General features: G+C 55.4%; 12 protein-coding genes. 9 read left to right on the top strand and 3 right to left on the bottom strand.

All coding sequences use genetic code 11. The features are described from left to right. Positions 1-74: 74 nt before the first annotated feature. Together C0U40_RS13615 and C0U40_RS13610 are read right to left on the bottom strand one after the other, a co-directional pair. Complete coding sequence (locus tag C0U40_RS13615; protein WP_101656341.1) at positions 75-2,012, bottom strand: S9 family peptidase; 1,938 nt, start codon at positions 2,010-2,012, stop codon at positions 75-77. Between the two features lie 59 nt (positions 2,013-2,071). After that, positions 2,072-4,381 carry a DUF3604 domain-containing protein gene (locus tag C0U40_RS13610; RefSeq protein ID WP_101656340.1) on the bottom strand — a complete coding sequence of 770 codons (2,310 nt, stop codon included), beginning with the start codon at positions 4,379-4,381 and terminating at the stop codon, positions 2,072-2,074. Between the two features lie 235 nt (positions 4,382-4,616). Between C0U40_RS13610 and C0U40_RS13605 the strand changes: the two genes are divergently transcribed. The 5 genes from C0U40_RS13605 (at position 4,617) to C0U40_RS20110 (ending at position 9,191) form a co-directional block, all read left to right on the top strand. After that, entirely contained in the window at positions 4,617-5,537 is a 921-nt protein-coding gene (locus C0U40_RS13605; protein ID WP_101656339.1) for a tripartite tricarboxylate transporter substrate binding protein, read from the top strand. After that, positions 5,534-6,010, top strand: a complete 477-nt coding sequence (locus C0U40_RS13600; protein WP_101656338.1) for a tripartite tricarboxylate transporter TctB family protein — start codon at positions 5,534-5,536, stop codon at positions 6,008-6,010. The genes C0U40_RS13605 and C0U40_RS13600 overlap by 4 nt, the downstream gene beginning before the upstream one ends. Before the next feature lie 10 nt (positions 6,011-6,020). Further along, on the top strand, positions 6,021-7,517 hold the full coding sequence (locus tag C0U40_RS13595) for a tripartite tricarboxylate transporter permease (RefSeq protein ID WP_101656337.1): 1,497 nt from the start codon (positions 6,021-6,023) through the stop codon (positions 7,515-7,517). Beyond that, positions 7,514-8,293 (top strand): GntR family transcriptional regulator, encoded by a 780-nt coding sequence (locus C0U40_RS13590; RefSeq protein ID WP_101656336.1) that lies wholly within the window; start codon positions 7,514-7,516, stop codon positions 8,291-8,293. Before C0U40_RS13595 ends, C0U40_RS13590 begins: the two co-directional genes overlap by 4 nt. A gap of 424 nt (positions 8,294-8,717) precedes the next feature. Then, a complete protein-coding gene (locus C0U40_RS20110; RefSeq protein WP_145991940.1) occupies positions 8,718-9,191 on the top strand; it encodes a hypothetical protein in 474 nt (157 codons plus the stop codon). A gap of 8 nt (positions 9,192-9,199) precedes the next feature. Here C0U40_RS20110 and C0U40_RS13580 read toward each other — a convergent pair whose 3' ends face one another. Next, on the bottom strand, positions 9,200-9,916 hold the full coding sequence (locus tag C0U40_RS13580) for a winged helix-turn-helix domain-containing protein (protein ID WP_101656334.1): 717 nt from the start codon (positions 9,914-9,916) through the stop codon (positions 9,200-9,202). A gap of 168 nt (positions 9,917-10,084) precedes the next feature. Between C0U40_RS13580 and C0U40_RS13575 the strand changes: the two genes are divergently transcribed. The 4 genes from C0U40_RS13575 to C0U40_RS13560 all read left to right on the top strand — a co-directional run bounded on the left by C0U40_RS13575 (position 10,085) and on the right by C0U40_RS13560 (position 13,055). Continuing rightward, positions 10,085-11,194: a flagellar basal body P-ring protein FlgI gene (locus C0U40_RS13575; RefSeq protein WP_101656426.1), complete on the top strand. Its 1,110-nt coding sequence runs from the start codon at positions 10,085-10,087 to the stop codon at positions 11,192-11,194. Next, positions 11,194-11,475, top strand: a complete 282-nt coding sequence (locus C0U40_RS13570) for a rod-binding protein (RefSeq protein ID WP_101656333.1) — start codon at positions 11,194-11,196, stop codon at positions 11,473-11,475. The genes C0U40_RS13575 and C0U40_RS13570 overlap by 1 nt, the downstream gene beginning before the upstream one ends. After that, a complete protein-coding gene (locus C0U40_RS13565) occupies positions 11,472-11,987 on the top strand; it encodes a hypothetical protein (protein ID WP_101656332.1) in 516 nt (171 codons plus the stop codon). Before C0U40_RS13570 ends, C0U40_RS13565 begins: the two co-directional genes overlap by 4 nt. Before the next feature lie 129 nt (positions 11,988-12,116). Beyond that, entirely contained in the window at positions 12,117-13,055 is a 939-nt protein-coding gene (locus tag C0U40_RS13560; protein ID WP_101656331.1) for a flagellin, read from the top strand. The last annotated feature ends 139 nt before the right edge of the window (positions 13,056-13,194 follow it).

The following is a 13,194-nucleotide window of genomic DNA, read 5'->3' as shown; positions in this document are numbered from 1 at the left end:
TCGCTCCTTGTTGGTTCTGTTGGATGCGGCGCCGTTGGGTTGTTGTGGTTTATTTATCGGCGCTCTGTTGTGGGTTACTTTTCCAGCTCGGTATCCGGATTGAGTATTTTTCTGTTAAACCAGTCGATTATAACCTCTAGCCGCTCGACCCGCTCCGGGGGTGGGCCGTTCTTGGCTGCGCTGTGTGATCCGCCGGGGAAGACAATGTATTCCACGTCCTTGCGTTCTGCGCGCAGCGCCATGAACAGTTGTTGCGATTGTGTGAATGGAACGCGCCGGTCTCCTTCCCAATGCATGATCATCAGAGGAATATCGATCTGGTCCGCATAGGTCAGCGGAGATTGCACAATCCATTGTTCGGGATCGCGCCCGACCATACTGGTTCCAGACAGGCCAAGATCGGAGGTTCCCATCATGCTTGTATAAGAATAGACGCCCCGTTCGCTCAGCGCGGCCTTGAAGTTTCTACCGTGGTGGGCGGCAAGCCATGCTGTCATGAAGCCGCCGTAAGATCCCCCGAGTACTCCGGTTCGTGTTTCGTCAATGTCAGCACGGGCAGAGACTGCTTTGTGCAGTGCAAGGACATCGTCGGCATCAACCGTACCGACCTGCGCCTTGATCACACGGGCATGGCTTTCGCCGTAACCGGCTGATCCGCGCGGGTTCCCCATGACGACAGCAAATCCGTGATCGACGAAGACTTGTGCATCAGGGGAAAGCGTATGCCCCAGTTGTATATCAGGCCCGCCGTGAACGTAGACCAGCAACGGGTGTGGCCCGGGACCGGACGGCAGGTACAGCCAGCCGTGGACCGGATAACCGTCCGGCGCCGTTGTTTCGACTTCCTCCGGTGCGACAACCCCGCAAGGCGCAATCTTCGCGCTGTAGTCGGTCAGTTGTGTCTCTACGCCGTCACGAATGACAACAATTTCGCCGGGCGTTTGCGTGTCTGAAATGGTTGTGACGATCACACCGGCAGCCTGATCATAATCGCCGACCTGCCGTTTCCCCGTGATGATTGTGGACGGTTCGGTTCCGTCGTTTGAAAAACGCATCAGTGAAACCGCGCCGCGTTCTAGGTTGCCAACAAGAACACCGTTTGCGTCCAGCGGTAATGGCCGCGTGGCGCCGTCATCAAGATCGAAAGGTTCCGCGGGTGTCAGACGCTTCAGTTTTTTGCTTGCCAGATCGACCTGCCACAGCCCGAAGTTACGGGCACGGGCGTCCGAACGGTCAGAGTCCGGTAATTCAACCCCTGTAAAGTAAACGCTTGTACCGTCATGAGAAAACGTCGGGCGGTTTACCGTTGTCGATGTCGCGGTCGGGATGGTTTCGGAACCGTCGAGATCGATTATCACAACATCATTTGCTTCGTCGAGATCGGCGTCTTCATGCTGTTCGGTTGCCGCAACAAGTTTGCGACCGTCAGGATGCCATGCGACATCCCAATAGTCCCAACGCAGATCGCTGACGCGTTTTGTCTCGCCGGTTTCCAGATCCAGCACATAGATCTGTGCGCGTCGGTCGTTCACATACCCGAGTTGTTCGATGCGGTAGCGCAGCCGCTTGATCCGGCGGTAACTGCCGCCTGTATCGTTTGCATCCGGCGTACGTGCCAGATAGGCGATGCGTTTGCCGTCCGGCGCCCATACGGGTGCGGCCATTCCCCGTGGATGGCGTGTTGTAACCGAACAGCCGACACCATCGGCGTGGTCTGTGTGGCAGACGGCCCCTGTTCCGTCCGGTTGAACCGTCCACAGTTGCGCCTGATTTGAAGCGTCTGTCCGCAGGAATGCAATCCTCTGCCCGTCAGGGGACCACGCAGGGGACATATCGCGTGGTCCGTCTGTCAGAGGAGAGGGCGGTGCGCTCCCGTCTGTGGGGGCGATCATGAGTGAGGAAACATACTTGTCATTCTCGATCCGTCTTTCTCCGAAGGCGACGGTTTTACCGTCAGGGGAAATCGTCGGTCTGGAGGGAGCCTGAATCTGTTTGATGTCTTCCGGTTTCATCCCAAAGTTTTCCTCTTTCGTTGCATATTTGCGGTGCCTTTCATTTTCATCTCGCCGGTTCAGTCGCGGAACAGGTACATCGGGCTGGACCAGACCTGATTGCCGTCCTCAAGGGTCACGCAAACCCAGACAGGGGTATCTCCTTCGGGTGCGATCCGAACTTCTTGATGCAGGGAAACAGTCTGTGCCAGCGGTGCATCCGGCAGGCGCATGACTTCGAGTTTGCGTTCCAGTCCGCCCGCATCAAGCACCTGCGTGTCTGATCCAAGTTCGGACACCGACAGGTCCAGATTACCGTGATTTGTTGCGATGGACAGGCTCGCATCATCGGTAAGATTACCCAACCGCAAATCAAAACCCATCATGTTGCCGGTTGTTACGCCGTGCCAGACCACCGCAGCCGATCCGGTTTTTTCCATTTTCATTTCGGGGTTCAGCTTGTTGACAGGCTCAAGCGCGTCGATCCGCCCGCCGGTCAGGGTTGCCCGACCATGCCAAGCTGTATTGCGCCCCCGCCCGCGGTATTCCGCGCCTGACCACATGACCCTGTAGCGGGATCCCAGATCATCGGCACCAAAGGTGCGTTCGCTGTGCAGCACATCGGTTCCGTCCCGCAGCTCCACGCTTACGATGCCGACCGGCGCTTTCACGTTTACGGATACCATTGCTTTACCGCCGGTGCAGCGGACGATATCGCCCAGAATACAGCTGTCTACCTGTTCTGTTTTCGTATCTGGCACCGCATCCGGATTGCGATGGAACAGCGTGCCGCCATCGGGCAGGGATGCGGACACATCAAGATAAACCCGCGGTCCTGTAGTGCCATAGGTATGGCGGCGGCGGATCGTTTCGAAAATCGACTCGCGCGTGTTTTCTGAGGTCACAAAACAGGTCAGCCCGCCATAAGCGCCAAAGACCGATGCGCCCGGATAGCTGGCGCCGGGGCGGCCCTTGTGGCCGTCACTGTTGCAAACCACCCCGACACGGCGGCGCAGGGGAAAGCCGTCTGTAAGAATCCATTCGAAACTTCCCCAAGCCGAATGCATCTCTACTGCCGCTTCAAGTGTAGCGTCATGGTCAAAGAAGATGTTCGCATAGCGCCCGCCGACATGGGCATACATGACCGTTTCCGTAGGTTCGGCCTGTAGCTTTGCATAAAGCTCCGTCAGGGTATGCGCGTCGGTTTCACTATCGTTGCGGTCCTGTACCAGCGCATGGGAACACCGGTAAATCGGTGCGCCTTCTTCCAGATAGAACACGTTGTGATCGCCGCCCACCGCAGTATTGCCCGACCATTCATAACCCGGCAGAACGGTAAACCGGCCCGGTTCGTTCAGCTCTGCTGTAAGTCCGTTCAAATGTTTCCAGAAGGTTGCGTTGATCTGGAAGTCGTTTGCCTGATGGCTGGTGACATCAAGAAAGGACTTGTTGCGTGCAAAATCGAAATAGTGTTCGACCGTGTTTGTTCCGACCGTTTCGCCGGTCTGGCCGTGCAGGTCGCCCCAGAAATGGGCGACGTCACCCTTGCTGATGACCAATGGTCCCGCCGTTACTTCATGGCCGGCTTCATCCTGAAAGATCACTGTCAGCGTGCCTTCCTGCGCACACTTCAATCCTTCAAGGGTCATTGCGCCTGAATCGGGGTTGAAATCGATCCGGGCGGGCAGGCCTTCGACGGGCATGCTGGGCTTTACAGAAAAACGGGTCGGCCCTTGGGAGGTGGGGTTCCCCCAAATATCTTCCGCTTTCAGCCCGAGGTGGAAGGTCTCATCCGGACGACGCAGGGTCGGAAGGGCGGCGCGGTAACGGTCCAGCGGACCGGCAACAACCGACACATAGAGCGGATCGGCGACCAGCGGCACATAAACGCCCGTAGCCTGAACATCCGCCATCACCCGAAAGACCCTACCGGAATCAAAGAACGTTGGCATAAGCAGGCCGGATGATCCGCCCGAGGTTTCGCCAAAAGTGATCTCGATCTGCTCTCCCGGATTCAGGTAGCCCCCCCGCTGGTAGACTGTCAGGGTTTCGTTCCATGGACGCTGTCCGCCAATGCGGTCGTATTTAAGTTCAAGGTTTCCGCCGCCGGTACTGCGGGCGCTGACATAGTTCGGAGCCGCCGGATCGGTTGTTTGCAAGAACCCTGCGTCGGAAATAAAGCGGAAGGCGATGCGGATGCCGCCAGTGTCGTCGATGCCCAGTTTACCAGTTGTATAAACAAGCCGGAATGTCTGCCACGTCCGCACTTCAGCGGTTTTCGGGCCAAACAGCTCTGCTGAACCGTAGAGGCTCCGGTCATCGCTCGGGATCGTAGCTGAAACTGCTTCTCCGATAAGGTCTTGCCGAACGGGCCTAAGGTCGCCTGCCATGAAATCTTCTCCGCTGTAGTGTTGTTCCTTTAGGCGTTACATACCTATATAGTTTTAGCAATAGGGTAATTTTTTGAACTACGTTATCGCCGTGGAAATAGCCGGATCTGTACTAAAGGTGCATAATAACTGGACAAATTTAGTAGAACTGCTGCAATTTTGATGGGTCGGTGAGAAATTGTTTGCGCTTTTAAAACTCCATAGTAACGTCAGGCCATCAACAAGGAGTTCCAGAATGTTCAAAAAAATAATCGCTGTTGCCGTCGCTGGCGTACTGGCTGGTACTGCCGGATTCGCGCAGGACTACCCTTCCAAACCGGTCACGCTTGTTATTCCGTTTGCAGCGGGCGGATCCACTGAAACCATGGCGCGGGTGTTCGGCAAATCCCTCTCTAACGAACTGGGGCAGAACGTTATTGTTCGTGTGCGTCCCGGCGCAGGTGGCGCTATTGGCGCGACCGAAGTTTCCAAGGCAGAGCCTGACGGGTACACCGTAATTTTCACGACATCTTCTTCCCTGATGTGGCCGCCGCTGACTCAGGATGTGGAATACAGCTTTGACAGTTTTGATACTGTCGCCAGAATCACCAATTACCAGCAGGCGCTCGTTGCCAAGGCGGATGCCCCCTTTAATACGCTGGACGAACTGATCTCCTACTCCAAGGACAAAACGCTCAGCTATGGGGATCAAAGCACGCTTTCGCGGGCCTTCACCGATTACATTGCCGAGCAGGAAGGTATCGAGTGGAACGGCATCCCGACAAAAGGGGGCGGCGAAATGGTTCCGTTCCTGTTGGGCGGCAAGATTGATTTCGCATGGTCCGGCGGTGTTCACGGCCGGTATGGCGATACGATTAAAGTGCTGTTGTCGATGAACTCCGACCGTCTTGCGGCCAGTCCGGATGTTCCTTCTATCGCTGAAAAATACGGAATCTCCATGCCAAGTGAGGCAATTCTTGCCGTTCCCGCCGGTACCCCTGCCGACGTCATCGCAGTTCTGGCCGAAAAGGCAGAAGCAGCAATGGAAGACGCCGAATTCCAGAGCCTTATGACCGAGAAACTTCTGTTCCCGCTCAGCTTCCTTGGTACGGAAGGCGCAACAGCAGAGCTTGCGAAGGCCTATGAGGGGCTCAAGAAAGTTGCAGGTCAAAATTGACCCGTGCAGTTGACAAAGATCGGGGCGCCAAAGGGCGCCTCGATTTCCAATCCGGCGTTGTCCTTATGGTCGCCAGTCTGTTTGCGATCTTCTGGCTGATCCCCCGCAACGTTCCGGGCGCGGCAAGTCGCGGCGAAATCGCACCTTCTACCTTCCCATACATCACGGCATTTGTGGTGCTGGCCTGCGCGACCGCGCTGGTGGCGACCAACTGGAAAGCCTATCGCAGTACACCCAGCAGCGGTGGTTCCCGCATTCTGCTGGAGCTTGCGGGCTGGGTTGTCTTTTCCATTGCGACGCTGGCTTTGTTCGACTGGCTCGGCTTTGTTGCTGCCGGTGTGTTCACAACCCTCTGCGCGATTGCCGTTACACGCTACCGCCAGCACAAATGGTTGCTTGGGCTCATCGCGCTTGGCCTGCCTCTCCTTCTGAAACTGCTGGTGTGGCAGATTTTCTCGATCCAACTCCCCTAAGGAACCCGTCATGCTCGAACAGATTGCAAGTGCCTTCGAAGCGGCATTCACCCTTTGGAATCTTATCGCGATTTGTGGCGGTATTGTTCTGGGTATTGTTATCGGGGCTATCCCGGGATTGGGCAGCGTTACAGCGATGGCGGTGCTGATCCCTGTAACCTACTACATGTCACCGCTTGCCGCGATTGCGTTTCTGGTCGGTGTGAACAAAGGCGGTACCTCCGGCGGGGCGATACCGGCCATTCTGCTCAACTCGCCAGGCACGCCCGAGGCGGCAGCCACCGCGTTGGACGGTCATCCGATGGCCAAACGTGGCGAGGCCAAACGCGCGCTGAAATTCGCCATTTTCTCCTCGGTGACAGGGGATATGATTTCCGACGGCATGCTGATCCTTCTGGTCGTTCCTTTTGCCGCTGTGGCCCTGCAATTCGGTCCGCTGGAATACACCTGCGTTTTGCTGTTTGCCTTTGCCCTGCTTGCCGGCATCACCGGAGATTCACCCCTGAAAGGCATCATCGCTATTTTTCTGGGGGTTTTCCTTGCAACCGTCGGGCTGGATCCTGTTCACAGCAGCCAGCGAATGACATTCGGTCAGGTGAACCTTTACGACGGGTTGTCCCTGACGTCCCTTGCAATCGGGGCACTTGCCTTGTCGTCCGTGGTGATCGAGATGCTAGGGCTGGGCAGAAGCGGCGGCAGAGAGAGTTTCAGCTTGGAACAACCGCGATCAGGGGCTGCAACTGCCCTGCCATTCCGCGAGTTCTTTTCTTACTGGCGTACCATTTTGCGCAGCTCCATGATCGGTTCTTTCGTCGGTATGCTGCCGGGTTTGGGCGTGACACTTGCGGCATTCCTGTCTTATGGCGCCGCACGGCGGGCATCACCGAACCGTGACAGGTTCGGCACCGGTGAACCGGAGGGCATCATTGCAACCGAGGCTGCCAACAGCGCGGTTGTGGGGGCCAATCTGGTGCCGACCATCGCACTCGGTATTCCCGGTAACATTGCCGCTGCCCTGTTGATCGGAGCGCTGGTGATGCATGGAATTGTGCCGGGGCCATTCATGCTGACCTTGCACGGGGATCTGGTGTACGGGCTTTTTGCCTCAATGATCATTGCCAATGTGATCCATCTTGTTGTCGGGCGGTTGGGGGTTAACCTCTGGGTCCAGTTTGCAGTGATCCCCCGCGGTGTCATTCTTCCGCCGGTGATCCTTTTCTGTATCATCGGGGTTTATTTGCCGTCCCAATCCCTTTGGGACGTGGGTGTGATGCTGATTTTCGCGGGCATCGGTGTTGCAATGGCGCGGACCGGTTTTTCGCTCGTATGTCTGGTGATCGGCTTTCTGCTTGGCGATCTGTTTGAAACTTCGCTGCGCCAGACCTTGTTGCTCTATAATGGTAAATATGTCGAAGCTATCCTGTCTCCGGTTGCGCTGCTGTTTATGGCGCTGACCATTGGTGTTATGGTGCGCGCATTTATAATGGCGCGCAGGAAAAACGCATGAACCGTCAGGCTACGATCGAATCCGACTCCGACATCAACAAGGCTTTAAAGCGTGCGATGCTGCAAGAGATTGATCGGAACGGCATGACCAAACGGCAGGCGCTTCGGGTTGCGCTGGTCAATGCCATTCATAGCGGGACTCTTGCACCGGGTCTGCGGCTGCCGTCGGAAACGGATCTGGCAGAAAGTCTGGGGGTCAGCCTTGGTACGGTGCAAACCGCTTTGGGGCAGGTGCAGGATCTCGGGTTGATCAAAAGGCGTCGCGGTGACGGAACGCGCGTGCTGGATTGTTCGGTCCTTCCCCCGAATATCTGGCACTTCCGGATGCACCATATTGAATCCGGAAATGCCTTTCGCATGATCAACCAGAAAATCGAGATCGCCAGCACGGATTCAAAAGGGCCTTGGTGCGACCATCTCGGGGCATGCCCGGAATATACTGTAATCCGCCGCAGCATCATCGGCACCCATGACTTGCGGGTGGGGGCAGAGATGATCCTGGACGCGCGGCTTGTACCCGCTGCGAGCCTTGCGGCGCATTCCCTGCGCCAGTCCAACCTGCGCACAATTCTAGAAGCGCGCCTTGGCGTTGTGGCTGTGCAGGGCAAACGCTCGGTGTCGCTGGAGGACATTGATGTCAGACAGGCGGCGCTCTTCGAGTTGCCAATGGACGGACCGTTTTTCAAAATCGAAGCCACTACCTTTCTGTCCGACCAGCGCCCTTTCTATTTCCAGACGCTTCATGTGCCTGCAGATCGTGTCACGCTCGAATTTTAACGGGCTGTTTCAGGGCATCAGCCTATGGGATTTCGAAACTGGTCTGCCAAGAATCGCCGGTTCAGGAGAGACTACTTCTGGTTTTGAGGTCAGTGATTCCGCATCGGATAGGCTGTGGTAAAACGGCGGCCGCATAAAATGATGTCATTTGCACACACTCTAAAAATAAAATGGCTGAAACTTTAGCATTTAGGGTTTTTGTCGTCGGGTTATTTAACATTCCACTAGAGGGAAACTTTGCAGCGGGTTAACAAGACAGGAACACCGCAGCGGGAGTAATCCCGTATCTCTATACCTTGACGCGAGTTGTCGGCAGTGTCCTTCGCGATACAATTGAACGTATCGGCTGCGTCCATTCGTTGACCAACCAAGCGTATGATCAAATTTAATAACCGCGACCGTATTTCAGAAGGAATACCAGCAGATGTTTCATCAAACCGTTTTCACTGAACAGTTCTTCGAAGTTGACTTTGATCAAGAGGAGGGACGGTTGCGTTTCGGGCCGGTCCACAAAAGCGCTGCTGCCCGTATTCACCAAATTCTGCAGGATTTTGATTTGACGACAGGTGCAGACAATCGGATCAGAATAATACCTGTTTCCGCCGAACTGGCCCGTATCGAGGTATACGGACAGAATGTAAGCGGGTATTTCGCAGAAGGTGACGGACTTGAAGCTTCGGAAGAAACCCTCGATGCTTTCGTGTTGCATGCTTGTCCGAAAAACTATCCCGTATCTCTTCACGGGTATTACTATCCCGACGATGAAACGCGAATTAATACCGTAATGACAGCGGTTCACGACGGGGTTTCGGTACGGTGGAGCCGTCTGCGCAACCGTCTGCGGGACGGGACGTGCTTGTGTATTTCCACGCCCACCGAACTTACGGTTGTTAGCTGAACGTCGGATCAGAGTGCTAGGGTTTCTTCGCGCCGCGCAGGGGTCTCCAGCGCGTAACCCTGTCCGGTATAAGTGTGAATACCGCTTGCACCCTTGCCGGACAGCTTTTCAATTTTGCGCCGCAGCTTGCAAATATGAACATCAAGCGCCTTGGCGTAGGGCTGGTAATCTGACAGGGCATAAAGCGCATCGAACAGAACCTCGCGGTGGACGACTTTACCTGCATTAAGGGCAAGAATACGAAGGATCGTCTGCTCGCTCGCGGAAATTTTGATGGTTTGTCCGGCAAGATCCGGATGACGACCGTCAAGAAACACCGTCAGATCACCGGCCTGTACTTCTTGTGTGCGGACACCAAACTGGCGCCGCGCAAGAGCCCGAAGCCGCGCGGTAATCTCTGTGGAATTGAACGGGCTGCTCAGTGCATCGTCGGCTCCGGCATCCAGTATGCTTGCGCGTCCCTCTGCGCTGACATTGCCTTGCAAGACCAACAGCGGATTTTTCGCACCGGACTTGCGAAATTTCTGAATTGCAGCGTTTGCATCGTCGTTCGCGTCAAAGGCCAGAACAACCGGAAGAAGGACCGCAACAGTCTCATCCAGCCCTGAACTGCCGTTAAGTATGGCAGCCTCTGGTAAATGCTCGGCGGTGATCCCGTTTTTCCGGAAAGCCGCGATTAAGGACGACCTGCGATTTTCGTCGGGATCATGTAGAATTACGCGCATCCGGTCTCTTTCTGGAACTTGCGAAAAAATAACTATAGACTACAGTAGCAAGGCAAACGGCTTCAATACAGGACCAATCGGAAAGAAATCTCCGTCCCTATCCCGTTAATGGGTTTTTCGGGTCGAAGGTTGAATGCCAGCCCTGAATTGATATTTGCGGAAACCGGAATGGATGGCTGCCCAATGCTCGCAAGGTTATTTCTCGTTTTAGCGTTCACGCTGGCGGCTGCCAGCGCGCAGGCGCAGGTGAGGCTGAAGGATATTGTCAGCTTTGAGGGCGTTCGGGCGAACCAGTTGATCGGCTATGGATTGGTCGTCGGTCTGGACGGGACGGGCGACAGTATGCGGAACTCTCCGTTTACCCGAAAATCAATCGAAGGCATGCTATCCCGCTTGGGCGTCGGCAACCTGAGCGACGAGGGCCTGAACACGAAAAACGTTGCCGCTGTTATGGTCACGGCAGAATTGCCGGCCTATGCCCGACGCGGCAGTGAAATCGACGTAAACGTTGCCTCTTTGGGTGATGCAGAATCGCTGCGGGGCGGCACGCTGCTGGTCACGCCTCTGTCAGGGGCGGATGGTGCAATTTATGCAGTCGGGCAGGGTGCGCTTGTGGTCGGGGGCTTTTCGGTTCAGGGGGCCGCGGCGGAAGTAACCAGCGGTGTGCCAACCGTGGCACGTATCGAAAGCGGTGCGATTGTTGAAAAGGAAATTGATTTTAATTTGCAGGAAATGGCCAGCATACGTCTGGCCCTGCGCAATCCTGACTTCACCACAGCTTTGCGAATAAAAGACGTTATCAATGAGCAGGCCAAAGGTGCACGGGCGGTCACGCTTGATCCGGGAACGATCGAAGTGTCCATGATGGGCAAGGGCGATATATCCGAGATGCTGGCGGCAATCGAAAATCTGTCGGTGCAACCGGATACCCCCGCAAAAGTTGTGATTGATGCCAAATCCGGTACGATTGTTATTGGCGCTGACGTGCGCATTGACGAAGTGGCGATCAGTCAGGGCGGATTAACGGTAAGTGTTTCGGAAAGCGCCTTTGTCAGCCAGCCCGCGCCTATTTCCATCGGGGAAACCGTAATCGTTCCCAGCACTGAAATTCAGGTCGAACAGAAAAATTCGGGCTTCGCGCTGGTCGGTGGACAGGTTAGCCTGAGAGAAATGGTAGACGGATTGAATGCGATCGGAATCGGGGCGCAGGAAATTATTTCGATCCTGCAGGCGATCAAAGCTTCCGGCGCGCTGCATGCCGAACTGGAGATCATATAATGGATTTGCAAATTCCCCTTTTTCAGACCCTGCGGGCAGAACCAAAAGATTTGGGAAAACAGGAAAGCATCGAGAAAGCCGCGCAGGATTTTGAAGCGGCTTATCTGGGAACCACCTTTTCAGCGATGCTGGCGCAGGCCATTCCCGATCCGGCAGGCGGGCACGGGGAAGAGATGTTTCGCGGGTTGCTGGCCAATGCGATGGCGCAGGAAGTGGCAAACTCCGGTGGTGTAGGGATCGCGCGTTCGATTGCGGCCCAGTTGAAAGTCTATAGTAAATGATCGGTGTGCCCCCCACATCCGCTCTTTCCCGTCTGGGTATCCGTCTGGGAGAGCGCAAGGCCCGCAGCGGGCCGGATAATGCGGGTCTGACACAGGAAGACGAAGAGAATATTCATCGGTTCGAGGGGCTGCTTTCGGACACGCTCGGCCTTTTGCGTCGGGAGAACGATGCGCTTGAAGCCAAAGACGTAGCGACTGTTGCCTCCTTCTTCGAAGAAAAGGCAAAGCTGCTGGAAACGCTGGAGCGAAAGCAGCCTGCGGTTGAGCCGTTTCTGGCTGTAGATGTTCCCGCCGTGGCCCAATTGCGCAAGCTGGTACGCGATCTGGCGGAACAACTGGAACTGAACGAGCACCTTTTGCGGGGCATGGCCGACGCCTCCCGCACCATCCTGAGCGAGATTGAGCATCTGCGCAGCCGGCAGAGTCTGAAAGGTGTTTACGATAAAACCGGACAGTTACGTGGTGATGTTAACGTAAAGGCGCCCGGAAAGGGTTTTGAACGCAAATTTTAAAAAAAATCGAATTTGCGAAAAATGGAAACCTTATGGAAACCTGAGGTCCGCTTCCTCTTCACATGGGAAAAATCCCTACCACCGGTAGAATGACCGGTGTCCAGAGCAAGAAAGCAAGGACTACTTAATATGACTTCGATCATCACAAACACTTCTGCAATGAACGCCCTTTCGGCACTTCGCGAAGTGAACGACAACATGGCCACAACTCAGGACCGGATTTCTTCGGGTCTGAAAGTCGGCTCTGCAAAAGACAACGCAGCCTATTTCCAGATCTCCGAGACCATGAAGGGCGACAGCTCTGCCTATGCGTCTATCAACGAAGGTCTGACCCTGACGAAAAACTCCGTTGCAACAGCCCGTCTGGGTTCGGAAACCATTCAGGATCTTGCCCAGCAGTTCCTTGACAAGGTTGCTTTTGCGCAAGGCGCAGCCGGTGGCCAAGGCGAGATCCAGAACGATCTTCAGGAACTGGTCAAGCAGATGGAAACCACGCTGAGCCAGTCCACCTTTAACGGGGATGATATGCTGGGTGCGGGATCTTATAGTGGCACCTTTACGACTGAAGCTGCGGTTAACGGGGGCACTGGTGCTCTGACATCAAGTGTAAACAGTGATGCGACAGTCGGCGTAGACCGCAATGTCGTAACGGGCATCAGCCGTGCGGGTACTGGCTATGCCACAACCGACATCGTGGTTGGCACATATGACATGGCCGAGCTCGTGCGCGATTTCAAAGCTATAAGCACCGACTTTGAAACCAATGCGACAGCAGCAACCGGCGAAGCTTTCCTTGCCGGTGTTCTGGCATCTACTGAAGGTGTTGTCGGAAAAGTCTCCGACATCGCAACCAAACTGGGTCAGTCCGAAAAATCCATCGAGAACCAGCAGGAATTCCTGAACAAGCTGACCGATAACATCGACAGCGGCGTTGGTTCCATGATCGATGCGGACATGGAAGAAGAAGCGGCCCGTCTGCAAGCACTGCAAACACAGCAGCAGCTGGCAACTCAGTCGCTTTCCATCGCCAACCAGGCACCGTCCAACGTTCTGAGCCTGTTCCAGTAAGGAACGGACGTTTAGCCGAAATATCCCGCCCCGTAATCGGGGGCGGGGTTGAAGGGAAGCGCACCGAAATCCAGCCGAACGAAAAATAAACTTCAAGTAGAGTTCATTTGGAAACCGGATGGAAACCTGACCAGCGCTT

Source organism: Neptunicoccus cionae, from assembly GCF_002860325.1.
GTDB lineage: Bacteria > Pseudomonadota > Alphaproteobacteria > Rhodobacterales > Rhodobacteraceae > Amylibacter > Amylibacter lutimaris.
Note: the sequence above shows the minus strand (reverse complement) of the source record. Positions and strands in the feature narration are given on the sequence as shown.